Origin of the sequence: Diaphorobacter caeni (assembly GCF_015354245.1) — a bacterium.
Classification (GTDB): Bacteria; Pseudomonadota; Gammaproteobacteria; order Burkholderiales; family Burkholderiaceae_C; genus Diaphorobacter_A; species Diaphorobacter_A caeni.
The window spans coordinates 25,388-49,940 of the sequence record NZ_JADKYZ010000015.1 but is presented as its reverse complement, the minus strand read 5'-3'; the positions used below and the strand labels follow the sequence as shown (position 1 = coordinate 49,940).

The following is a 24,553-nucleotide window of genomic DNA, read 5'->3' as shown; positions in this document are numbered from 1 at the left end:
CCCTGTCTTTTCAGTATCGCTATGACTCAAAAGTTGAATTCCATTGCGGGCTTGCAGGCCCTGGGTATCGTTGGTTCCGCCTTGCTGTTGGCTGCGTGCTCTGGCAGCAACTCGCACGATGAAGAGCCACCGCAATTGACGGAGGCACGCCCCGGAACACTTGCATCTTGCGAGACGTTGACGGGCTACTCTTTCACCGGAACCAGGATCGCCTCTGCTGTGAGCAAGGCTGCGGGCGAGGTCAGCAGTTCCGTCGGTGGTGTGACGCTCAGCATGCCTGCACACTGCCTGATCAGCGGAAACATGAACTCGCGCACAGGCATTGACGGCAAGGCTTATGCGATCGGCTTCGAGATGCGCTTGCCAGCGCAGTGGAATGGACGCTTCTTCCATCAGGCCAATGGCGGAAGTGGAGGGGTGATCACCACGGATTCCACCCGCGCTTTCGGGCAGAAACTGGGCGGCGCACCCAAGAGCAATGGACTGATGGAGGGCTACGCGGTGCTCACCTCGGACTCGGGTCACGTGCCGGACAAGGCCTATCCCGATGACGCCGAAACCGGCCTTGGCATCTCTGCACTGGTCTTCGGGCTGGACCCACAGGCTCGGGCAGATTTTGGCTACGCAGCAGCAGGTGCCCTCACGCCGATGGCCAAGGGATTGATCGCGGCAGCTTACGGACGCGGACCAGACCGCTCGTACATGGCGGGTTGCTCCAACGGCGGGCGTTTGAGTATGGTGGCTGCCTACCGGTTCGCCAACGAGTACGACGGCATTCTCGCTGGCAATCCAGGCATCAATCTGCCCCGTGCTGCAGTGGCTCAGTATTGGGATGCTCAAGTACTGATGAACGCAGCGCAATCAACCGATCCGGTCACACAGCGCCCGGCCATCTGGTCGGCTCTTGGCAAGGGTGATCTGACGTATCTGAACAGCAAGATCGTCGCCAAGTGCGATGCGCTGGACGGTGCAACGGACGGCATGGTGGCGGATGTGAAGGCCTGCCAGACGGCCTTTTCGCTCGACAAGGACGTGGCTGTCTGTGCTCCCGGCGGTGCTGCGGATGGCAGTTGTCTGACCGCCACCCAACTGGGCGCAGTGAAGAAAATTTTTGCAGGCCCCAAGGATTCTGCGGGCAAGACGCTTTACAGCGATTGGCCTTTGACGTCGGGGTTGGATGCGCCGGGCTGGCGCTCGTGGAAGACGGGCACGACCGATGGTGCAGGAAAAGGCGCAGACAAATACGGCCAGACACTCGCGCGGGGTGCTGTATCAGGAGCCTTCGTTTTCAGCACGCCCCCTGCGGATCCGAGTGTGTTGACAGGACTCGGTGCCACATTGCTGGACTCTGCGATCCACTACGATTTTGACAAGGCCGAGGCTGCCGTAACCGGTACGACGACGGTCTTCAGCCAGTCGCCGATGGAGTTCATGACACCGCCCAATCCTAAGGATCTGAGCGTGCTGAAGAACCGTGGCGGCAAGATCATCGTCTTCCATGGTACGGCAGACCCGGTGTTCTCGTTCAATGACTCTGTTGCTTGGTACGAGGGCCTTAAGCAGGGTAACGACGCGGGCAATGTGCAGAACTATGCACGCCTGATCGCGGTGCCCGACATGAATCACTGCAGCGGTGGACCGGCCACCGATCAGTTCGATCTGCTCACCCCCTTGGTCGCCTGGGTTGAAAAGGGGCAGACTCCTGACAACATAGTGGCCACGGCGGGCACGGCCGCTCAGAACAACGGCTTGGGCAACATACCCGCTGGTCGGACCCGTCCGCTGTGCTCGTACCCGGCCGTTGCCCGCTATTCGGGTTCCGGCAGCATCGATGATGCGGCCAACTTCGTGTGCCGTTGAGGCACGCTGAATTCTGGGAGTGCTTGGGATATGCCTGTTTACTCTGACATCAGCCGCAGCCGCATTGCACGCTATCTGCAACTGGCCACCTTGTTTCGCAACCGCATTGTTTCGGGAGAGTGGCCTTTGGGCGAGCGCATTCCGAATGTGGAGCAATTGGCGGATGAGTTCCAGGTGGCACGCGGGACCATTCGCGAGGCTCTGGGCGTGCTGGCCGAAGAAGAACTGATCGAGCGCTTTCGCGCTAAAGGCAGCTTCGTCATCAAAGTGCCAGCACCCAAGGGCATTCACCACCTGGAGAGCGATTGGAAGTCCATGATCGAATCGCACCAGGGGGTGGAGATCAGGGTGCTGGAACAGGCTCATGTCAAAACGCTGCCAGCCTACGCCGCGCAAATGGGCGAGCCTGCGCCGGAGTACGAAATGATGCTGCGGCTGCATCTGCGTGATCAGCATGCCTATCTGGTGGGGCGCTTCTACCTTGACCGCGAGCTGTATCGCAAGGGACCGCCCAAGCGCTTTCTGCGCGAGCCCACCTTGCCTATTTTGCAAGACATCGCGGGTGACCAGATCGCCTCTGCCAATCAGATACTCACGGTAGGTACGGCCGATCTGGAAGTGGCACGACTGCTGGAATTGCCGCTGAACGCGCCTACCGTGAAGGTCTGTCGGACGGCGGTGGACTGCAATGGTCGACTGATCTATTTGGCCGAAGGTTTGTACCGCGGCGACACGTTCACTTTGGAGATCGGGCTTCGCTGAGGCTTGTTCATTTCATCCGATTTTTTGAAGCAAGAAACCATTCAATGACCTCTCAAGATATCCAGCTCGCGGCGCAGATGCTGCGCGATGCGGGCACCCACAGTCAGTTCATTCAGCCGCTCAGAGAGCAATTTTCTACGCTCGACGCTGACTCGGCTTATGCCATCCAGCGCCTGAACAATGAACTGCGCATGCAGGCCGGTCACCGCCGGGTGGGCTGCAAGATCGGTCTCACGGCACGTTCTGTACAAAAGCAGTTGGGTGTGGATCAGCCGGACTTCGGCGTGCTGTTCGACGACATGAGCTTTGGCGATGGTGAGCCCGTGCCATTTCACAAGCTTCATCAGCCCAAGGTGGAGGCGGAGATTGCTTTCGTGCTGGGGCGTGATCTGGACATGACCAACCCCGGGCACGCTGACGTCATGCATGCCGTGGACTATGTTCTTCCAGCGGTGGAGATCGTAGGCAGCCGTATCGCCAACTGGAACATCCGCTTTGTGGATACGGTGGCGGACAACGCATCATCCGGCGCATTCATCCTGGGCACCACACCGCGCAAGCTCAGTGAGATCGATCTGCGTCTGTGCGGCATGCTCATCGAGCGCAAGGGCGAACCCGTCTCTGTCGGCGCGGGTGCTGCGTGTCTTGGCAATCCTGTGAACGCCGTGGTGTGGCTTGCTCGCACCATGGCACGTCTGGGCACACCACTGCGTGCGGGTGACCTGGTCCTCTCCGGCGCACTCGGCCCCATGGTGCCGGTGAATGCAGGCGACATCTTCAACGTGCGCATCAACGGTCTTGGCAATGTTCGCGCTGAATTCGAAACCAGTTCAAAAGAGGGAGCTTCGCAATGAATATCAACGACCTGGCCCGCAAGGTGGACAGCGCCGCGCATGAAGGCCGCGCTATCGCACAGATTGATCCGCAGGGCAAACTCAGCATGGACGATGCCTACGCCATTCAGTCCGCCGCAATGCAACTGCGCTTGGCGCGCGGAGCCCGCCGCACGGGCGTGAAGATGGGTTTCACCAGTCGTGCCAAGATGGTTCAGATGGGCATCGATGACGTGATCTGGGGGCGCCTGTCCAGCGACATGCTGATCGAGGACGGTGGCACCTTGGATTTCAGTCGCTTCGTGCATCCACGCGTGGAGCCTGAGTTGGCGTTCATGCTCAAACGCCCCATAGCACCAGACGCGACCTTGATGGAAGCATTGGCAGCTGTCGAAGCCATTGCTCCCGCATTGGAGGTGATCGACTCACGCTACGAAGATTTCAAGTTTTCTTTGCCTGACGTGGTGGCAGACAATGCGTCATCCAGCGGCTACGTTATCGGTGCATGGCACGATCCGAAATGTGACTTTTCAAACTTGGGACTGGTCATGTCGATGGATGATGCTCTGATCCAGATCGGCTCCACTGCCGCCATTCTTGGGCACCCGCTACGCTCGTTGGTGGCCGCAGCGCGTTTATCCGCATCAGCTGGAGAGCCGCTTCAGGCGGGATGGGTGGTGTTGGCAGGAGGTGCAACCCCCGCGGAGTGGATCAAGCGAGGTCAATATGTATCGGTGGAGATGGAAGGACTCGGTCGCACCGGATTTCATGTGTCTGCATGATGCTTGATTCCTGTACGGACATGGCTTCATTGGAGTTCGATGCGGATGCATGTAATGTTTCCCTCGAATTCCTGCCCCCGCTCTAGCCGTGCAATTGAGCGTCCAGTCTATTGAGGGTTTCAGGTGCACCTGGGCGATTTGTTTGCACCTGAATGCGAAGTAGCTCGACCCCCTAAAGCTCGCATGAGCCCAAGGACGATCAAGAAACTCGTCCCTTCTATCTCAATTTGATTTCCAGCTTCACCATGTCGCCGCGGTAGAAGCCTTCACTCACGTAGATCAGATTGCCTGCATGGTCGACGGCGACGCGGAATACCTTGGCAACGGGGGCGTTGAGCGGGATGTCCAATAACTCTGCCATTTCCAGATCGGCAGACGCGATGGTGAGCGTTTGCCTTGCGTGAGCAATCCTTTCGTTGGCAACATTGTGCAGTATTGCGAGCACTGGTTCGGTGCGAAATTGCTTGGGCGTGGCCAACTGATACAACTCGCGATCCAGATAGAAACGACCCAGCAGGTAAGGAATGCCATCACGTTTGTGAAGGCGGCGCATCATTTCGTACTCGTTGACGGGCGTTCCTTCGGACAGCGCGTAGTGAGGCAGATTGGCGCCATGAACATGGTCGAGCACCGTGACCTTGGCATCCTTGTGTGTGCCAATCAGCGAGTTCCAGTCGGTCTCAAGGTGATGCACGACGTTGACCGCCGGCGATTTCCGCACAAAACTACCTTTTGCGCGGAAACGTTCGATCAAGCCTTCTTCTGCGATGACGTCCAACGCTTCGCGGATAGTGCCGCGGGCGACGTTGAACTCCAACGCCAGATCGTCCACATTGGGAATGCGTTCATCCACCGCCCATTGGCCACTGGTAATCCGGCTGCGAAAGAGAGTTGCCAGCTGAAGGTAACGTGCAATCTTGCTTTTTTCTATTTGGAGACGTTGTGCCATGGGGGTAGATGCTACATGGAAGTCTCTATTCTGGCTTAATTCCAAGTCGGCCCAGTTCGCCGGCGAAGCGCGTGACGTCGGCCACGACGGCGGCAGTCATCTCCTGCGCGTCGGCCAGACCGGGTTCGTAGCCGTCTTCCTGCAGGCGTTTGCGGATTTCTGGTTGTTGCAACACCGCCCGGATTTCGCCTGACATGCGCGAGACGATGGCGGGTGATGTCTGCCGGGGATAAGCGAATCCGAACCAGGTTGCGGGAAATAGGTCCGCCGAGTCAGCCTGCTCAGCGGTGGTGGCGACTTGCGCAAGCAATGCGGAGCGTTTTTGTCCACCCACGGCAAGCGGCACGATGCGGCCGGACTTGATTTGCGGGACAGCAGGGCCAAGCGCCAACAGCGCGAGATCCACTTCGCCTGAAACCACGGCAGCCAGCGCCGGGCCTCCGCCTTTGTAAGGAACGTGCGTGATGCAGGCACCATATCTGGTGTTCAGCGCCTCCATGCCCAATTGCGGCAGGCTACCTTGCCCAAAGCTGGCGTAGTTGAGCTGACAAGGACTGGACTTGGCCATGGCTGCAAGTTCACTCATCTTACGCGGTGCGAGGTTTGCGCGTTGTACCAGTACATAGGGGGAGTGTGCCGCAATGCCTACGTAGGTGAAGTCCTTGAGTGGGTCGTATGGAAGGCTGCGGTACAGACTGGGGTTGATACCCAGAGCACCGCGGTCGGTCAGCAGCAAGGTGTAGCCATCGGCTGCACCTTTGGCAACCGAGGCTGCGCCTATCGAGCCATTTGCTCCTGCGCGGTTGTCTACCACCACGGGTTGTTTGAGGCGCAGCGCCAGTTGCTGCGCAATCAGGCGAGCCACCGAGTCAGCACCGCCGCCTGGCGGAAATGTCACGACAATGCGAACCGGTGCATTGGGAAAGGTGTCTGCCATAGCCGCGGAGGGGCAGATCGCGAGTGTGCTTGCCAACAGGCTCATGAATCTAAGGGGTGCAACAAAGCCGGTCATATCTGACCTCCATGGGGTTCAGAGCTGCGTGCAATGCATGGTCTTGCATTGCAGCGCAACTGAATGGTGAATCAGGAAAACGAGCAGATCAATTGAGCACGATATTGCTGCTCTGGATGAGCTTGCCCCAGCGCGTGCGTTCTTTCTCGATGATCTGATTGAGATCGGCTGGGGAGGCGGCCCATGGCTCGGCGGCCAGAGTTTCCAGGCGGGTGCGGAACTCGTCGCTCTTCACGATTGCGGCCAGCTCCTGATTCAGTCGCGTGGCAGCTGCAGCGGGCGTGCCCGTGGGGACGAAGACGCCGAACCATCCGCCAGTCTCCAGATCTTGAATTCCCAGCTCGGCAAAGGTCGGCACATCGGGCGCATAGCGCGATCGGCTGGTGCCGGTGATGGCGATGGCCTTGAGACGGCCATCCTTCACGAAAGGCAACATTGGGGGTAGACCGGCCACCACCAAATCCAGGTCGTTGCGCATCAATGCGGGAATGGCTTCGGAAAAACTCTTGCTGTAAGGAACATGCATGAGCTGCAGTCCTTGGCGAGCCTTGATCAGCTCCACCATCAGATGCAGATTGGTGCCGATGCCTGGCGAGCCGTAGGACAGCTCGCGCTTTGAGGATTGGCTCACCATATCTCCATAGGCCTTGATGGCGGAGCCATTGTGAGAGACCAGCACGTTCTCGATCCGGGCCAGGCTTGCCACGGGCGTCAGCGCCTGATGAGGTTTGACGTTCCAGGTGGGGTAGAGGTTGGGGATGATGCTCTGCGAATCCTTGGTTCCGAGGAACAAGGTATATCCGTCAGCAGCCGCTTGCGCTGCCGCTTCGGTACCGATCTTGCCGCCTGCTCCAGCGCGGTTCTCCACCACGATGGCCTGTCCCAGTCGACGCTGCAAGGCATCTGCCGTGATGCGACCCAGCACATCGGGTGCAGTGCCGGGACCGTATGGAACGATCATACGCACGGGCTTGTTGGGGTAGGTCTGTGCGTGTGCAGGCAGCGTCAGCACGGCCGCTGCGGCCAGCGTCAGATGCGCTGCAGCCTTGATCCAGCGTCGCTTCGTTGAAGGGGGGGAAGAAGGGTTCATGGCGTCTCCTGTTTGTCGTTGGTTCATTGATTCATGCCACGCGCATCACCTGTGACTGATGATTGCGTGTGTCATTTTTAGGTCAATAGTCTGACCTAATGATTTAATTTACAACAAGGGAAAACACCAAAAGGTCAGCATATTGATTTTTATAGATGTGCGTCATAGACTTCATGCATTCGACGTAACGGATGCACTCCAACGCCAACAAAGGCATCCGCGATCCAGACGCAGAGCAGCCGCAGGACCGGCGTGCAACCTTCTCCTGGTGGGGCATGGGGCGTGTGCTCACTGAGCACACGCTTCGTGAATTCGGGGCACAAGGATCTGACCGCAAAGCGATGACTGCGCACGAGAACTCAGACAACGGAGATGACAGGCATGGATTTCAGCTTTACCGAAGAGCAGCGCATGCTGCGAGACGGCGTGACTCGGGTGATGAACGAATTGGCTACGCCGGAGTACATCCGCGAGTGCGATCGTGAGCAGCGCTTTCCTGAAGAGCTCTATAAGGCGTGGGTGGATCTGGGGCTGCTGCGTCTGCCGTTCCCTGAAGAATATGGCGGCATGGGCGGCAACGTGATTGATCTAGCCGTGATGGCGGAGGCCATCTCATATAAGAGCTTTGACTTCTTCACAGCGCTTGGCGCATCGCTGTTCTGCGGTCTGAACTTACTCGCCAAAGGCACTACGGAGCAAAAGGCCCAGTTGCTGCCCAAGCTGCTCGCAGGCGAGGTGAAATTTTCGGTCTCGATTTCCGAGCCTGAAGCAGGCTCCGACGTAGGAGCCATGCGCTCCACCGCCGTGCGCGACGGCACTGACTGGCTCATCAACGGCCAGAAACTCTGGGCCACATCGGCTGGTGCGCCAGACAACATCATTCACATGTATGTGAAAACCGATCCCAAGGCGCACTACCGGAAGGGAATGTCGCTCTTTTTGGTGGATAACCGTTCCGAAGGCCTTGAGTTGCGCAAGCTCGACATGCTCGGCCGCCGCTGCACGGGCACTTATGAGATCCACTGCAACGACGTGCGCGTGGCGGCTGACCGCTTGGTGGGCGGCGAGAACAACGGCTGGCAGGTGGTGATGGCTGGCTTGCAAGTGGAGCGTGTCACCGTGACTGCAGGCTACATCGGCGGTATGCAAGCCATCTTGGATGATGCCCTGCAATACGCCAAGGACAGAAAGCAGTTCGGACGTCCGATTGGCACCAACCAGGCCATCGCTCACATGTTGGCGGACATGCAGGCCGATCTGGAAGTCTCACGCACGATGATGTGGCGTGCCGCATGGACGCTTGCCAGTGGGGCAGATGCGCTCAAGGAAATTTCCATTGCCAAACTCTTTGCATCTGAAGCGTATGTGCGCATGGCCAACAACGCCATGCAGATTCTGGGGGCCTACGGTTACTGCATGGAGTTCGACATGCAACGTCATTTCCGCGATGCACGCAGCGTGACCATTGGTGCAGGCACATCGCAGATGCAACGCAATCTGATCGCAGCCCGTATGGGGCTGAAAGTCGACAACAACTGATCCGCTGTCCGGGCAATCAAGCCCGGGTTTCATGAGAACCACGAATTTCCGGCGATGTGAAGCGCCCGGAGGAGGGGCCGTGTCCGGCGCGGCAAAGCGCACCGGTCGGGCCGCAGTAGAGGCGGATGCGGCGCATGATTTGACGAGGCGCCAGTCCAAAATTTCAAGGCAACAGGAGACAACAGTGAACCACCCAAACGCAAAACTGGTGACCGCCATTTGCATAGCGACGGCCAGCATGGTCAGCCATGCCCAGCCCGTGCAAAGGCTTGTTCCCAACGTGACCATCTACGGCATGGTGGATACCGGAGTCGAATACCTGAGCAAGACAGGTCCCAGCGGCAAATCGTTGGTTCGCATGCCCAATCTGAGCGGCTCCGTTCCATCGCGCCTGGGCTTTCGTGGCGTTGAAGATCTGGGCGGTGGCATGCATGCGCAGTTTGTGCTGGAAAGCGGCTTCGGCATCGATACAGGCTCACTCAATCAAGGTGGGCGCATGTTCGGACGTCAGGCGTTCGTTGGCATCGGCGGCAACTGGGGGACAGTATCCCTCGGCCGTCAGTACGACAACTTCTCTCTGGCACTCAACGACTACACGGTCTTCGGACCGAATGCTTACAGCCTGAGTTCTCTGGAGTCCTACATTCCAGCTGCACGTTTTGACAACGCCATTGCCTACAATGGAAAATTCAATAACCTCACCGTGGCTGCCAACTACAGCTTTGGCCGTGACACCGTGCCCTCCGCCACAGGCACCGTTTGCGCAGGCGAGAATTCTGCAGACGCACAGGCCTGCAAAGCAATGTCCGCCATGGTCAAGTACGTTACTCCGGGCTGGGGTGTGGCCGCCGGTTACAGCCAAATCAAAGGAGCCAAAGGAGCGGCTGGAGGGCTTGTCACCAGCGACAAACACGACATGCGCGTGACATTGAATGGCTTCGTGAAGCAAGGCCCATTCAAAGTTGGCGGTGGCATGATCTACCGCGACAACGATGGCAACGCCGTACAGCCTCGCAGCAACATCTACTTCCTTGAAGGTGCTTATGCGGCCACCCCCTCGGTGTCGCTTGAGGCCATGGTGGGTCGACTGTCGTTCAAAGACAGCCCCACAGGAGACCGCTCAACCTTGTTCGCCGTGCGGGCCGTATACAGCTTGTCCAAGCGCACATCGGTCTACGCCACAGCCGGGCGCATGAACAATCGCGGAGCTCTGACCACCTCCGTGAGCAGTGCTGCGAGTGGCTCTGGTGCTGCCGTGGCTGGGCAGGGGCAGACGGGCGTGATGCTGGGGATGCGCGCGAGCTTTTGAGGGAAGGCTGAATGCGTGGGGTATGTTGCTTAACATCGCTCCGCGCGTATATATCAGTTGATCGGACAAGCGGTTGAATTGACCGCTACTTGGTTGGATGCAGTTAAAGACTTGTCAATAGCGGGGCGCAGCAATCACTGTGAGTCAGGCGTCCATCCGCGAACTCCCGCTTTGCGGCGGTTGCTGCTGTTCACCGCCGCATCACAACTGTCACTGATGGCTATTCAGCGATCATCCGAGCGCCGGTGCTGCGAATGATCCAACCTCTGGTTTCTGGTGATCAGTTACCATTTAGCTAGTGATCACTTCTGGATGAAAATCAACACCGAGCGGACGCCGTTGAATGCGCAGATGAGCTTGGTGATACGGTTTGTAACGCTATGATGACCAATTCCCCAACGAACTCATACACCTGCTATGTCCGACAGCGATATTGTGATCAACCTTAATTCCAGCAATCACAACCGACCGGTGAGTTCAGGTGCTGAATTAATTCAGCGTGAAGCCTTTGACACGCTGCTTCAGCAGATCCGCAAGGACTTAGTCCAAGCCAAATCCAAGGTCTCCACGGTGGAGGCCCAAAACAATGTTGAGAAAGAAGAACTGTACCCGCACGGAAGTGGCCTGACCTACTTCATTGACGGAACACGAGGCGCGGGAAAATCCACCTTTCTGGGATACACATACGCCAATGTGAATGAGCGACAGGCAGAATACAAAGAGGGTGGCACAGTGTCTGTTACGCCCTTGCTATATCTGGACCCCAGCCGCATCGAGTCCAGCGAAATCGTGCTATTGCATATCCTCAAGAACCTGAAGCGCCTGATGGATAGCAGCCATCACCGCGGACACGCTTGGGGGAAGTGCCAGGAGGAGTTCCGGGCCCTCTTCAAGGAAATGGCCGGTGGTTTGCACCTGTTTGTCTCCAAGACAGACAGCCTCAAAGACTTGGACGCAGAACTATTCTTAGATTACGGCCTGGACCGTGCGGCTGACAGCCAACGCCTGCGCCGTCTGTTGCACCAGACCATTGCGTTGGTCTGCAAGGCCCACAACTCCGAAGCTCTGCTCTTGGCCATTGACGACGCGGACACCAAGTTCGCTTATGCCATAGAGATACTGGAATGCATCCGCAAATACTTGGACACACCACAAATGGTGGTACTAGTGACCGGAGACATGGAAATGTACTCGCTTCTGGTACAGAACCACTTCCAGCAAGACTTCGCCAGCAATGAAAAGGGCTTCTCCTTAGAGCGCAAAACGCAGCAAACTCGTATGGTGACGCACTTGGAAGAGCAATACCTGCTCAAGCTCTTCCCTATCCAGCGGCGGGTCCAGTTGAAGACCCTGCACACGCTCACCGAAAGAAAGCGTAAAGACAAGGTGCGCAGCGGCCTACCAGCATTCATTGTCAAAAGGCCAGGGGATGGGAAAGAGGTGTATCTGCCAGAGGCAATTGATGCCATTGCTACCGAGGGCTTGCGCCTGCGAGATCGCCTCGACCTCGACTTGTTCCGCGAGTATGTCCTGAAGCTGCCCGTACGTTCCGTGCTGCAACTCTTGTTCTCTTACTATCATTTGAGCTCCAAGGGCACCGCATTTGCGCGTGAAGCCGCCGCCGGCGCTTTGCGTGCCACGGCGCTGAGCAGCCTATACCGGCATGACATTGATGTCGAGAACATTGCAGAAGGCGATCTGCATGCGGCCATCAATGCCGCCTTCGATCTGTGCCAGTTGGACGGCGAGCCAGATACTGCCATCTACCTGCGACCACAGTCACGCGACGCTACGCTACGCAATGCCTACGTGTCGCTGGCGGCAGATGTGGCCAGGCTGTGTGAGCACGATCCGGCTAAAGCCATCACTTACATGGTGAGCATGGTCGGCAGCAGCCATATCCTCCACTTGACAGCGGTCAGTATCTCCAAAAAACCTGGGGCACGCGGTGCCAACGATGCGAGAGAGGAAAACGCACTGCAGCTAAAGGTAAAGCAGTACCTGTCTGTTGGCCGAAAAGACAACGCGCTTAATTGGTCCCTGCATGCCACCGCCGCACTGCTGGGCGCAAGAACCGCTAAAGGTCTGCAGTTACGCCAAGGCATTATTGGTGTGCGTGTCAAAAATGCTAAGGATGTCAAAACTTTTGATGCGCAAATTCGCGCCGCACTCGATAGCAGCGCGGATAGTACCTACCCCGCCATCGCTTTCAGTCAATCCGCCGTCAAAAGCCCTAGTAACACCCAGCGTTACCTGTCCATCTTTAACACTTTAGGTCTGATTTCCAATCTGCTAGATTTTGACGTTAACGACACCGACGGCATTAGGAGGCAGTTGTTCAAAATCATGGGGGTGCAGACCGTCTCAATGCCCAACTGGGATGAGGATGCCGACACAGAGGTTGACGATGGTGAGGATGACGACAGTGTCGAACAGACGAGAATCGACTCTCTGTTAACTCAGATCGAACACTGGCTGAAAGCTAGCCAAGATCTTAAAAAACTTTTCAGTCCTTCAGCCGTGCTGATGGGCAAGATCTGGAATCGGTTGTATTTCAGCCTGGACAACATCTCATCAGCCATGCGCGCGAATACACAGGACAAGGCGCGCTGCAGCAAAGCTATGGAATTGTTTGCTCTGGCCCTGATCAACGCATGCCTCGTTGAAGAAGTCGACTATCACCACAGAAAAGACAAATCGACGCACGGAACTATCGACAGGCGCAACCCTAGGACCGCTCGCAGCTTAGTGACAAAGAAGTTTCTGACTCCTGCTAGTGAGACCTCAGCCGGCAGTGTGGATGTCACACCAGACATCGCACCTCTGACCTTCATGATAGCGACGTGTCCACTTGTGCTGGGCTTAATCAAGGATGAGGAGGATACAAAGGAGTTCATCAGAAGTCTGAATGCAAAATTAAAGACGGCAAAGATTTCCCTTGAGATCGCTGAATCAACCTTGTGCAGCGAAGCGGTCTGGGAAAAGATTGGACAAACCACAGTTTCCGGATGACCGCACCTCAACCTAATTCATTTATCTACGAGGCAGTTGGCAACGATTTAGGCGCCATTGTGTCTGGCTAATCGATGCCCACAGTACATACACCCCAACTTGCCCTGCTGTGCTGCCGCACGCTAAGCAGCTCACTACTCCGTCAGCACCTACTGACCAGCGACTGGTCCAAACCGCAAAAAGGACAAGATCTCCGCCAACAGCTTTACCTCAGCAATCAACCCTGGCAGGCACGGTTGCCGGATCATGTCTTCGATCTGGGCTTTAAGGCGGCGCAGGCAGAGGGGTTGAAGGACGGTCAACTCGCTACCAGCGCCTTGCGACTTCTGGCTGAGCGCTACTTGGAGACACAACATGGAGAAGTGCACGTTCGCCTGAATTTTTTCGGCGAGTGGCAGCAAAGCGTACTGAGTCGCGTGAGCGGCATGCCTATTATGGCTGCCATGCAGGCGCTGCATCTCAAGCGGGGAGGTCATTTAGCTGTCGAGCATCTGTCTACCCAAAAACTCCCTGGGCGCGGCCAGCCACCGCTGCTGCCGTGTATCACGCCACGCGATGCTGCGGTGGAGGACTACATTAGCCGCGAAGGTCTGCACGAAAGTCACTTACATCTGAACGGCAGTAGCTTTGCAGAGCAATGTTGGTTACGCGCCATGGCCCGGCCAGACCAAGAGGTGAAACAATTCAGTGCCCTGTGGCAGGAGGCACAGCGCAGTGCTGCCAGTGAACGGGTGCACGAGCTGGCTCGACTGCACGACACCGATTTCAACCCGACGCAGTTTCGGCATGACCTCATGCTGGCAAGGCAGTTGCGTGGCTGGCTAGTGTATTTCGCGCAGCAGCCTTCCTCGGATCACTCCCCCTTACCTTGGCGAGCAGACGATTTGCGCGGATGGACCCGATCGGCCCCAGCTCCCACGTTGCCAAAGGAGTTCAATCCGCTGCACAACACCCTTGCAGACGCATTGACAGCGGAATTAGCTTGGATGACTCAGTTGCTGCGCCAGCACTCCGTGCCTCCTCAGGTGGATCGCATATTGCATTTGTACCTGTTGTTGCAGAACCAGTACCGTTCGTTGATGGTGCAAGGTGAAGAGTTGTACGGTTTCGATCAGTTCCAGAAGTTCACCCACACCGAACTGCGTAGCCTCGCTGAGAAGCGTTATCTACAGCGGCTACGAGACATGCACGGCGTCTATGCGCAGCGAAGCCAAAGCAGCTATCTGGAAGGACGGTTTGCCCCAAAATCCACTGCTACCGACAATACACAGCTACTGAAGATCATCCTGCTGGACTATCTGGAGTACTTGCAGGAGGGAAATGACAGCAGGGTGGACGTCGACAAAACCTCTCTGCGCAGCGTGCTCGAAGCACTGGACATCGTGAGCAAAAGCGCCGAAGTGCGATGGCCGCGTCGCCAGCAGTTGGCGCTGGTGGCGCATTTCATCAAGGTAGACTGGGACATCAACAAAGGCGGCTCGTACCGCCACTACAAGCTACGACGCAAGCTGGAGGTGCAGATGGCACAGCTGCGTACGACGCTGAAAGATCATCCAAGGCTGCATCGCTGGGTTCGTGGCGTCGATGGCGCAGCCAACGAGTTGCATGCGCCGCCAGAGGTATTTGCCAGCATCTTCCGGCAAGCTACACGCGCGGGGCTTGGGCACCGCAGTTTTCATGTCGGTGAAGACTTTCCTCACCTTCTGACCGGCATACGACATATGCTGGATGCTTTGGAGCTGCTGGATCTGCGCGATGGTGCACGCATTGGCCACGGCACAGCACTCGGCATTGAACCGGAACTATGGCTGGAGCGCATGCCCAGCACGCTCCACCTGAAACGCAGTGAGCGACTCCTAGACCTCTTGGCCGCCTGGAAACTGCTGCGCGAACTGCAAGACACCACTGTACAGGCGTATCAGGTCGAGCTGGCACTCAAGCACTTGCTTGAACAGGTATTCAAAGCACCTATTTCTACCCACCTGTTTGAACGGGCAATGCATTTGCGCGGTCTACACATGGGGTTCGTGGCTTCGCTGCAGAATAATCCCGACTGGCGCTGGACAAATACCTCACTGGTCGACAGCCTGCGCGAAGAAGCTCGGCTGGTGAGTGAAGCAAACGAACAAGACGGGGAAGCGTTGTCGCTTTTATGGCAGTGGCAGCATGACCGCGAGCTTTGGAAGCGCAGTGAATCACTCCTCAGCATCGAAGTCCAAGATACGCTTTTCACACCTGCCATCTATCTTCGACTGCAGCAGGCCCTCATGAGACATGTGGCTGATCGCCGGGTTGTCATTGAAACACTGCCAAGTAGTAACGTACGCATCAGTCAATACGAACGATTTGAAGAGCACCATGCCTTTCGCTGGATGGGCATTCCTGGCCATGTGCAAGATGGCGACACGCCTATCATGGTATCCCTCGGCTCTGACGATCCAGGCATCTTCGCCGGCAACCTCAAGGGCGAGTTTTACCAACTCTATGCCGTTCTTAGGCAGCAAGGTTTCGCTGACGCTGACGCTCTGCGCCATGTCAGCATTGTTAATGAGCGGGGACGCCAGTATCGCTTCCATGACCCATCGCTTTGACCGTTGCGGGAACGGTAATGCTCGTCGCTGCTGCTTTGCGAAGATGCCCTCATCTAATCAATCCGGTCATTCGCAGTTTTCTAGGGCTAGCGATCCCAAAAACTTGTGACTAATGTGGTCGCAAGGCTTGTGTGCCCTGGGCCAAGAGTTTCATCGCGCCGTCTCCTTTCTTTATATCCATTCTCTTGGCGCTGATCTAGGGCACGGCACGCTTGCATCCCTGACCGCAATGAATTACACAGCTTGCGCCTTCCACACTCAAGCGACCGTTGTTGAATGAGCAACAGTCGTTCAACGCTAATGGCTACGATTGGCCGGTATTCGTGGAAGCGATCCTTCCTGGGTACATCTCGAACGACTGGAGCCAGCCTAAACGGGCCTCCAAACACCAACCGCGGGTCTGCAGCGATTGCCGTCATTAGTACAGCCAAGTTCACCAACCAACTCATGACACTACTCGGCCGCTCGAGCCTACGAGCAGGATCTCAGCGGGGGGCGCGCTCACACCTTGGCGAGGAAGGCCGCCGCATCACCTGGTTCACACTTCCAGTCTGCGAAGACCCCAACCAGATTGCATTCCACGCAGTGGCAAGCGATGTAGTACCAACGCACGTCATGTGTGCCCTTGTGCACGGAGGCTCCGGATACCAGTTCGAACACCTCGTTCTCGCACACGCACACGTGCCCGTCGGGGGCGGCCTCTTCAACGTAGTCCGCGCTGTCGCCCATGAGGTGTTCCTGCCCGCAGTCGCTGCAGGTGCGGATTGCCACGCCGGCGTTTTCATCTGTCTGCAGCGCAAAAGTCCGGCACCCGCAATCGCATTTGGACGAGGCAAACCGGACGGCCTCATGGCCATTCGCAACGCTATAGCTGCGCAGCTCGGCTTGGGTGTCGCCGGACGTCGTCCCGTACATGAACTCGCCCTTTTTCGTCAGTGCCATTGATGTTGTTCCATTCTTCAAGGTGGGCTTCCCGGCAGACCTGACTCCAGGCTACTCCTATCGGCTGGATTTTGCCCGAATGGATGCTGAATCGTCGCCAAGGGGCCGGGGCGGAGTGGTCGGCGTCAAGGGCTGCGGAAATCCTTGAATGCCGATTCTTGGTGATTGCAGTCAGGGAGCATCAAATTCAGCTGTTGATCGCCGCCGACACTCGATGTGGAAGCTCTTATGTCATCTCTCAGTCTATGGTGAATGGTCGCACCCAGATGCGTGCTTCCAGCTAGTTTTCGTGATGTTCAATCCGTGCCGCTGACTCGGGACTGTCACTCCCAGCCTGTAGACGACGCTCGCTAAATTCGCGCAATGTCTACAGGCGAGCTACCTAGTCAAGTTGGACGAAACAGGTTATTGGTCCAACCATGCCAAGGTGGGAAGACTTGCAAACGCCTTGAGCATCCTGAGTGTACCGATTTCAATCTTTGTCTTTGCTGCGTCCCACCCACAGAATCGCCAGCCATGCCGCCAGCGCAAGAGCCAGCAGCACTGTCAGTTGGAACAGGGCGGCATCCACCGGTGCGCCCAGTTGGTTCAGGCGCAACGAGGCTTGGATGGCGGCCGTGCTTGGCGACAGCCAGCGCAGCCACTGCAGCAGCGTGGGCAGCGCCTCGGCGGGCCAGCTGAAACCAGCGAGGAAGGCCAGTGGGATCGAGGTGAACAGCAGCATCTGCATCGCGCGCTCGCGGTTGCCCAGCCACCAGCCCAGCAGCGCGGCCAGGCCTGCGACGGCTGGCACAAACACCGCCAGCAGCAACACTGCGCCCAAAGGGTTGCCGCCGCGCGGGAAGTCGTGCCACACGAAGATCCAGCCAAAGTAATACAGGCCCGAGAGCCATCCCAGAGCGCACAACGCCAGCAGACGCGCCAACCATACGTGCGGCGGTGCAGCGGCTTCGCCGCGCTCGCGCCAAGTGCCTACCAGCAGCGCGCCGCCCATCAGCAGGGTTTGCTGCAAGATCAACACCGCCACTGCCACCACCACGAAGCTGCCGTAACCTTCGGTGGGGTTGAACAGCGCGTCCATTTGCAGGTTGATGGGCGAACGGCTGCTGGCGGCCTGCAGGCTGCTCTGTCCGCCCGCGCGCAGGCGCCGCAGTTCGATGCCGGCCGACACCGTACCCACGGCCTCGGCAAAGCCGTACTGGACTTGCTTGGCCGCAAGCGGATAGGCGCCGTTGGCATAGACCGGAACCACCACGTTCTGACTGCGCACCACGTCGCGTTTCATGTCGGCGGGCAGCAGCGCATAGCCCATGATCTCGCCGCGCAGCAGCGCCTGCTGGGCCTCGCCCTCGTCGCCGGTGACCAGCGCCACGGCGATGCGCGGACTGGCCTCGGCAAAGCGCAGCACCTGCCGCGCCAGGCCACTACCGTCCTGCTGCACCACGGCTACGGGCACACGCTGCACCACCTCCTGACCGTAGAACCAGGGGTAGAAAAAGCCGTAGAGCACCGGCGCGCCTACCAGCAGCATGACCACGCCCTTGTCGCTGATGACAGCGCGCAGCGCATCGAGAAAGGCTCGCAGGAAGGAAGAACGGCCCGCCATGCTCAGCGTCCTCCCCATTTATCGGGGCGCTTGAGCCCCCGCATCAATCCTGCTGTCGCCAACAGCGTCAGCACCAGCGTGGCCAGCACAAGGCCGCACACCACAGGCAGACTCTGCACGATGGAGGCGCCCATCTGGAACTGCTCCAGCTGCAGCCGCGCATAGTGGGTATAGGGCATCGACAGCGCCCAGCCGCGCGCTGAGGCAGGCATGGCCAGCAGTGGAAAGCCCACGCCGCTGAACGCGAAGGCCGGTGCCGACAGCAGCCCCGCGCCCGACAGCGCGGTGCGCAGCGATAGCGTGAGCGCTGCAAGCAAGGCCCCCATGGCCAAGCTCACCGCGACCAGCGCCGTCAGGCCCAGCGCCACCCAGGCAAAGCTGCCGGCCACCGTCCAGCCGCGCCCCACGGTGAGCCACAGCAGCGCCAGCATTCCGCACAGCGTGAGGCTCAGCCAGGGCAGCGCCAGCTTGCCGGCCAGCGCGCTCAGCACCTCAGACCACCCCGCAGGCCGGCCGCCCGTGGACTCCTGTACCCAGTCGCCCAGCGTGCAGTCGCGCAACTCGCGCCCCACGCTCCACGCACCGGCCGTCATGCCCAGAATGTGCAGCAGCGCCGGGATCAGCGCCGCCGCAAGGAACTGCTCATAGTTGGTCGAGATGTTGAACAGCGACACCAAGCTGGTGCGCACAGGCTCGATGCGCATCTGCAGCGCCTGACGCGGGTCGCCACGCTTGGCGCGGGCCTGCATCTCCACGCCGGCCGACAGCGTGCCCACCACCTGGCGCACGTCGCGCTGGATCAGGCTCGAATGCGTGGCGAGTTGTGCGTTGTGCATCAGCACCACGTTGGCAGCGAGGCCGCGCTTCACGTCGCGGGCGAAGTCCGGCGGTATCTGCACGACCGCGTATGAGGTCATGGACTGCAGCTCCCATTGCGCCTCCGAGGCGTTGAGCACCTGCGCGCGCACCGACAACCCCGGTGTCGCGCCGAGCATGCGCACCAACTGGCGTGACAGAGTGCTGTGGTCCTGGTCCCAGACGGCGATCGGCAGCCGGTGCGGCAGGCCGGCTGCGAATATCCAGGCCAACAGCAGCACCGCCAGCAGCGGCACCCAACTGATCATGGCCAGATCCCAGGGTCGGCCGCGCAGCAGCCGCGCTTCGCGGCGCAGGCTGGCGAGCAAGGGGCTTGCCATGGAACTCAACGCGCCGCTTCGACCACCACGCTCATGCCGGGCCGCGCTCCCGCAATGGGCTCGGCCGGACGCGCCCGCACCTCGAAAGTGCGTGCGTCGAAGCCCTGGCCCGCACGGGTTGCACGCCAGGTGGCGAAGTTGGGCAGCACGCCGAGGTAATAGACCTCGAACTGCGCCTCGCGGTTGTCCAGCGCCGGAAGGCGGGCGGTAAAGCGGCTGCCTTGGGCGAAGCGGGCCAGTTGGTCTTCGCGCACGTTCAGCACCACCCACTGGTCGCTCAGGTCCACCACGGTGACCACGGCCACGCCTTGCGGCGACAGTTCGCCTTCCTTGGCCAGCACCTGGCTGATTTCGCCTCCTACCGGACTGCGCAATTGGGTCTCGGCGCGCGCCGCCTCCACTTCGGCTACTACGCCCTGAACCTGACGGGCCTGGGCGTGGGCTGCGGCCTTGTCCTCCTGGCGAGCACCCGATGCCGCCATGTCGTACTGCGCCTTGGCAGCCAGTGCCTGATCGCGGGAAGCGCGGAAATTGGTCAGCGCCTCGTCACGTTTCTGCGCCGCTACCAGGCCTTGGTCGAACAGACTCTGCACGCGGCGATACGAGGTGTCGGCCAACTCGGCAGCGGCCTGGGCGCGCTGCCAGTTCAGGCGCGCCATCTGCACTTCCTGCGGCCTGGCACCTGCCTGAGCCTTGTCGGCCACGGCTTGGGCAGCATCGCGCGCGGCTTCCGCCTGGGTCAGCTTGGCGCGCACCTCGGGGCTGTCCATCTCGACCAGCAACTCACCAGGCTTGATCTGCTGACCTTCCTTGACCAGCACCTTGGCAATGCGGGCTGTGACCTTGGGGGCGATGTCGGCCTCGCGCGCCTCCATCTGGCCTTGGAAATAGGCCGGCGCGGGCTGCGCGGCGCGCCAGAAGCCCCAGGCCACCAGCGCGATCACCAGCAGCACCACCACGATGGCGACTAGAGGGCGTTTGTCACGGGGTGCCGCCGCCGCATTGGGTTCAGGGGAAGTTGTTGTGTCTGAGGTCATGGTGCATCGGAAGGGATCAAGATGTCAGCCTGGGCCATGTACAGCTGGAAAGCGTCGCTCTGTCCCGAGCTTTGCAGCAAGGCCGCCAGCGCCTGGATGTATTGGTTCGCGCTCTCGGCGCGCTGTGTCTCCACCTTGGCGAGATTCGTCTGTGCGTCGATCAGGTCCAGCAGCGTGCTGGTGCCTTCCTTGAGACCCGCCTCGCGCAGACGCAGCAGTTCACGGGCGAGGTTTTCCTGCGCCTGTTGGGCTTGATATTGGCGGCGGGCCTGCTCCACGCCCATCCAGTTTTTCTCGACGAGCAGTGCAATGTCGCTGCGCGCCTGCGCCTCCATCAGATCAGCCTGTTCGATCTTGAGCTGCGACGACGCAGCCAGCGCATCGCGGTCGACGCTGTCCCAGAGCGTCCAGCGCACAGCCAGTCCTGCGATCCAGTTGGGTTTGCCGCTGGTGGTCAGCTCGTGCGAGCCGAAGGCCAGCACCTGCGGCTTGCGCAAGGCCTGCTGCGCGTCATGCAAGGATTCGGCCTGGCGGCGCTTGGCCTGCACCTTGTCGAGGCCGGGGTGGCGCCGCTCGGCGGTGGACACGAACTCCTCGAGCGGTGGCAACGGCCGACTGCTCACGAACAGCGGAGAACTCGGAAGCACCTTGGACTGAGCCTTGACCGTGCGCGCCAGCGCCGCGGCGGCCAGCTCGGCATCGTCGCGTGCCTTGCGCGCCTGCTGCTCGGCATCGGCCAGCGCCGCGCTCGCCTGCAGACGCTCCACCTTGGCAATCACGCCTGCCTTGAGCATGCTCTGCGCGGCCGCATCGTGTCGGCGCACGGCGTCCAGCGCACGCGCACGCAACTGAGCGGCGCGCTCGGCCAGTTGCGCGCCAAAGTAGCGCTGCACCAGCAGCGCGTGCAGAGACTCGCGGCTGTTCGCGGCATCGGCCAGCGCCTCATCCGTGGCGGCATCGAGCCCGCTGCGCACGGCGCCAGTCAGCCCGCCCATGTACAGCGGCCAGACCAACGACAGGCTGGCCGAGGCGTTGTTCTTTTCGCGCTGCAGCGCCACGTTGGACGGCAACTGCGGCAGGCTGGACGCCGACTCGCCCAGTTCACCTGGAAGCATGCCCAGCGTGCCGTTGAGCATGCGGCGCGCCGGGTCCAGATCAAGGTTGGCGTTCACCGAGTAGCGGTAGGCCATGCCGGTGACCGCCAGCGACGGGCCACCAAGCCCTTCGTTGCCCTGACGACGCAGGCGGGCGCTGTCCACCGCTTTGGTGGCAGCCCCCAGTTGATCCGAGTTGCTCAACAGTGCCTCTTGGGCCGTGGCAAAGCTCATGGAGGTCTGCGCCATGGCAGGACACAGAAACACCATGGCGATAGAGGCACCCAGCAGCCATCCCATGGGCGCGAAAAAGGCAATCCAAGCGACCGTCGAGTTCCATCAGATGACCTGCATTCACCGGGCATTCATCACCTCAATTCCCACAATACTCAAAGCCTTCAATAGCCAGTGCGCATGAACACTTGGGTTTGAATAACTTTTTCATACGGAGACTTTCATACCGCTTTTTTTTCTGCCACCCAGCGCATTCGGTGGACGGAAATGCCCACCCACAAGCTCCGCGAAACCAGGTCACGCTTGAGGCGGCCTCCTGATGTCGCCGCCCCGGCATTGGAGTCGCGCAGACGCATGTGCATTCAAGACACCTGGACTTGCCTTGCTGTTATTAATCGAATCAAAAAGATTTGAAAAATAGAATCATTTTGATCTTTTGTTGTATGATGGCCTGTACTTGCTTTGAGGAGTCACATGTCTTCTTCTTGTTTGGTGCGAGCGATCGAAATCGCCAAGAACGCCCATGCGGGCCAATTGGACAAGGCGGGTCGACCGTACATATTCCATTCGATTCGGGTCATGCGCCGCGTGAGAAGTGAATTCGAGCAAATGGTGGCTGTTCTGCACGACGTCGTGGAGGACACCAGCGTCACCTTGGACGATCTGAAGCGTGAAGGTTTCCCGCCCGAAGTGGTCAGGGCCATCGAGGCACTGACAAAGCGGCCCGGTGAAACGCGTCTGGAAGCTGCAAGGCGCGCAGCGGCAGACCCTCTTGCGCGAACCGTCAAGCTGGCTGACAACGCCGACAACATGGACCTGTCACGCATTCCCAACCCCACCGCGAAGGACTACGAGCGACTTCGCGAGTACGAGCAGGTTCGTGCGATCCTGATGGCTGCGGAGTCCAACTAGAAACATGCACACAGCCATGGAGCACGACCATTCCCTGTCCGCGTTGTCCGCCGCGCAACGGCTGCGTCTGGCCTTCATCGAGTTTCGCGTGTGGTTCTACGGAGAGGTGGCCCGAAAGCACGTCGTGGAGCGTTTTGAAGTGGCGACCGCCGCCGGCACGCGCGATCTGATCCTGTACCGGCAACTCGCGCCGCACAACGTCAGCTACGAACAGAAGCAGTATCGCTATCTGCCGTCCTTCCAGCCCTTGTTCCGACACGATCCCGACAAGGTGCTGGCGGCCCTGACGACGGGCGCATCGGCGGCGGATGCCGGGGGCAGCAGTGAAACCATTTCGCATGCATCGCCAAAGCGTCTGAACCAGCCCGACCTGAGCACGCTGGCGACCGTGACCAGAGCCATTCACGCGGGGCAGGCATTGGCGCTGACCTATCTGTCCATGAAGAAGGGCCCCAGCCCCCGTGTCATCGTTCCCCATTCTCTGGTGGATTCCGGATTGCGCTGGCACATCCGCGCGTTTGATCGGACAAAGGGGCACTTCCGAGATCTGGTGCTGACGCGCGTGGAAGACGCCCGTGCCGTGGAGGACGCCAGTCCACCTTCCAAGGACGAGCAGATCGGCGCCGACGTGCAGTGGAACCGCCTGTTCACGCTGAACCTGGTGCCACATCCATCGCGTCCGCACCCGGACGTCATCGCGAAGGACTTCGGGATGCAGCAAGGGCGCCTGCGGGTGTCGCTGCGTGGTGCGGTTGCGGGGTATGTCATGCGCCAATGGCAGGTGGATTGCAGCCCGGACGCAGGCATGCGGGGGCAGGAAATCAGGTTGCGATTGGCGGACCCGGCCGAACTCGAAGGCGCTGGCAGCGCCGCGCTGGCGCCCGGCTATGTGGCGCCGCGATGAAGAGCCACGGCCCATTTGACTGACTCGAAAGGGACAACGATGACGACGCAAAACGCCGATGGAAAGCCCTGCGCACCGTCTACGACGGAAAGCGATCTGATCGGGCATTCAGCCGATCTGCTGATCTTTTCGCGCTATCTGCAGCGCCTGCCCGCGCGCGTCAGAGTGGAGGTGAGCGACTCCGATCATGGCGCGGACGTGTATGCCGTTTGCTGGACGGGCTCCGGGGAGTTTCACTACGCGTTCGCGCGCTTGATTCCCGACGAGAGCGGGTTTCGCGTCGGGAATGACGAAATCCACGCGGGTATCCACGAGGCGTTTCGACATGCTGCGCCCGCCTCCACGTACATCGGATTTCGCGGTTGCGGGCGGTTTCCCGTTGCGCCGCTGATGCAGGTCGCGAAGCTGTATGAGCGCTATGGCCGTGGCATTTTTTTGGATGGAAATGCACGACCCGATCCATGCGCCGCCATGGAACTGAAGTACGGCTGCAGGATCGCCAGCTTCCGAACCAACGCGCCGCTGCAATGGCGTCCACATCGCACGCAACAGGAGGAGACATGTCAGGAATGAAATCCAGGTTTCGACCGAAATCGCAGAAGAGCCCAAAGCCTTCTCCACCTCAGACCTGGTGCGTCGAGATCATTGAGTCTGAAGCGGGATGGGGAATGCGTTTGGACGAGCGCCTTGAATTTCCCAGTGAGGAAAAAGCCGTGGCCTACGCGACGAAGTTCAACGAGGACGCGAAGCGATACAACACCGATGAGCATCATTTTCATGCCTCGGTGTTGGCAAAGCCTCGCACGACGGGCTCGTGAAAACCAGGCCTCCGCGCCAGTTGTCTCATGGGCCGATTTCCGGGTATGGTGCATCTGACGCACTGAGGCGA

General features: G+C 59.4%; 20 protein-coding genes. 12 read left to right on the top strand and 8 right to left on the bottom strand.

All coding sequences use genetic code 11. The features are described from left to right. Positions 1-21: 21 nt before the first annotated feature. From ISG32_RS26175 to ISG32_RS26160, 4 genes are read left to right on the top strand one after another with little or no spacing between them, the layout of a single operon-like run. On the top strand, positions 22-1,860 hold the full coding sequence (locus tag ISG32_RS26175; RefSeq protein WP_194773955.1) for a tannase/feruloyl esterase family alpha/beta hydrolase: 1,839 nt from the start codon (positions 22-24) through the stop codon (positions 1,858-1,860). Between the two features lie 30 nt (positions 1,861-1,890). Beyond that, positions 1,891-2,622, top strand: coding sequence for a GntR family transcriptional regulator (locus tag ISG32_RS26170; RefSeq protein ID WP_228530131.1), 732 nt, complete (start codon positions 1,891-1,893; stop codon positions 2,620-2,622). A 44-nt stretch (positions 2,623-2,666) separates the two neighbouring features. Beyond that, positions 2,667-3,476, top strand: a complete 810-nt coding sequence (gene mhpD / locus ISG32_RS26165) for a 2-keto-4-pentenoate hydratase (protein WP_194773953.1) — start codon at positions 2,667-2,669, stop codon at positions 3,474-3,476. Continuing rightward, positions 3,473-4,237, top strand: a complete 765-nt coding sequence (locus ISG32_RS26160) for a 2-keto-4-pentenoate hydratase (RefSeq protein WP_194773952.1) — start codon at positions 3,473-3,475, stop codon at positions 4,235-4,237. Before mhpD ends, ISG32_RS26160 begins: the two co-directional genes overlap by 4 nt. A gap of 217 nt (positions 4,238-4,454) precedes the next feature. Here the strand turns inward: ISG32_RS26160 and ISG32_RS26155 are convergent, their stop codons facing one another. The 3 genes from ISG32_RS26155 to ISG32_RS26145 form a co-directional block, all read right to left on the bottom strand. Beyond that, positions 4,455-5,186, bottom strand: a complete 732-nt coding sequence (locus tag ISG32_RS26155) for a GntR family transcriptional regulator (protein ID WP_194773951.1) — start codon at positions 5,184-5,186, stop codon at positions 4,455-4,457. A 25-nt stretch (positions 5,187-5,211) separates the two neighbouring features. Then, positions 5,212-6,198, bottom strand: a complete 987-nt coding sequence (locus ISG32_RS26150) for a Bug family tripartite tricarboxylate transporter substrate binding protein (protein WP_194773950.1) — start codon at positions 6,196-6,198, stop codon at positions 5,212-5,214. Positions 6,199-6,286: 88 nt separating this feature from the next. Beyond that, a complete protein-coding gene (locus ISG32_RS26145) occupies positions 6,287-7,288 on the bottom strand; it encodes a Bug family tripartite tricarboxylate transporter substrate binding protein (RefSeq protein ID WP_194773949.1) in 1,002 nt (333 codons plus the stop codon). Positions 7,289-7,669: 381 nt separating this feature from the next. On the opposite strand from ISG32_RS26145, the gene ISG32_RS26140 reads away from it, so the two are divergent. From ISG32_RS26140 to ISG32_RS26125, 4 genes are all read left to right on the top strand, one after another. Continuing rightward, positions 7,670-8,827 carry an acyl-CoA dehydrogenase family protein gene (locus ISG32_RS26140; RefSeq protein WP_194773948.1) on the top strand — a complete coding sequence of 386 codons (1,158 nt, stop codon included), beginning with the start codon at positions 7,670-7,672 and terminating at the stop codon, positions 8,825-8,827. Between the two features lie 217 nt (positions 8,828-9,044). Next, positions 9,045-10,136: a porin gene (locus tag ISG32_RS26135; RefSeq protein ID WP_407645096.1), complete on the top strand. Its 1,092-nt coding sequence runs from the start codon at positions 9,045-9,047 to the stop codon at positions 10,134-10,136. A gap of 417 nt (positions 10,137-10,553) precedes the next feature. Continuing rightward, positions 10,554-13,148, top strand: a complete 2,595-nt coding sequence (locus ISG32_RS26130; protein ID WP_194773946.1) for a P-loop NTPase fold protein — start codon at positions 10,554-10,556, stop codon at positions 13,146-13,148. Between the two features lie 74 nt (positions 13,149-13,222). Next, on the top strand, positions 13,223-15,739 hold the full coding sequence (locus tag ISG32_RS26125; RefSeq protein ID WP_228530130.1) for an amidohydrolase family protein: 2,517 nt from the start codon (positions 13,223-13,225) through the stop codon (positions 15,737-15,739). Between the two features lie 501 nt (positions 15,740-16,240). On the opposite strand, the gene ISG32_RS26120 is transcribed toward ISG32_RS26125, so the two are convergent. From ISG32_RS26120 to ISG32_RS26100, 5 genes are all read right to left on the bottom strand, one after another. Then, a complete protein-coding gene (locus ISG32_RS26120; RefSeq protein WP_194773945.1) occupies positions 16,241-16,681 on the bottom strand; it encodes a hypothetical protein in 441 nt (146 codons plus the stop codon). 472 nt (positions 16,682-17,153) lie between these two features. After that, complete coding sequence (locus tag ISG32_RS26115) at positions 17,154-18,287, bottom strand: ABC transporter permease (RefSeq protein WP_194773944.1); 1,134 nt, start codon at positions 18,285-18,287, stop codon at positions 17,154-17,156. A gap of 2 nt (positions 18,288-18,289) precedes the next feature. Continuing rightward, on the bottom strand, positions 18,290-19,483 hold the full coding sequence (locus tag ISG32_RS26110; RefSeq protein WP_194773943.1) for an ABC transporter permease: 1,194 nt from the start codon (positions 19,481-19,483) through the stop codon (positions 18,290-18,292). 5 nt (positions 19,484-19,488) lie between these two features. Beyond that, complete coding sequence (locus ISG32_RS26105) at positions 19,489-20,520, bottom strand: HlyD family secretion protein (protein ID WP_194773942.1); 1,032 nt, start codon at positions 20,518-20,520, stop codon at positions 19,489-19,491. After that, positions 20,517-21,848 (bottom strand): TolC family protein, encoded by a 1,332-nt coding sequence (locus ISG32_RS26100; RefSeq protein WP_228530129.1) that lies wholly within the window; start codon positions 21,846-21,848, stop codon positions 20,517-20,519. The genes ISG32_RS26105 and ISG32_RS26100 overlap by 4 nt, the downstream gene beginning before the upstream one ends. A 474-nt stretch (positions 21,849-22,322) precedes the next feature. Between ISG32_RS26100 and ISG32_RS26095 the strand changes: the two genes are divergently transcribed. The 4 genes from ISG32_RS26095 to ISG32_RS26080 are packed head-to-tail and all read left to right on the top strand — an operon-like array spanning position 22,323 to position 24,482. Further along, on the top strand, positions 22,323-22,760 hold the full coding sequence (locus ISG32_RS26095) for an HD domain-containing protein (RefSeq protein WP_194773940.1): 438 nt from the start codon (positions 22,323-22,325) through the stop codon (positions 22,758-22,760). Between the two features lie 16 nt (positions 22,761-22,776). Beyond that, on the top strand, positions 22,777-23,664 hold the full coding sequence (locus ISG32_RS26090; RefSeq protein WP_194773939.1) for a WYL domain-containing protein: 888 nt from the start codon (positions 22,777-22,779) through the stop codon (positions 23,662-23,664). Between the two features lie 39 nt (positions 23,665-23,703). Further along, positions 23,704-24,237 carry a hypothetical protein gene (locus tag ISG32_RS26085; protein ID WP_194773938.1) on the top strand — a complete coding sequence of 178 codons (534 nt, stop codon included), beginning with the start codon at positions 23,704-23,706 and terminating at the stop codon, positions 24,235-24,237. Next, the gene (locus ISG32_RS26080; RefSeq protein ID WP_194773937.1) at positions 24,225-24,482 is read left to right on the top strand and encodes a hypothetical protein; all 258 of its coding nucleotides are present in this window, start codon (positions 24,225-24,227) and stop codon (positions 24,480-24,482) included. The genes ISG32_RS26085 and ISG32_RS26080 overlap by 13 nt, the downstream gene beginning before the upstream one ends. The last annotated feature ends 71 nt before the right edge of the window (positions 24,483-24,553 follow it).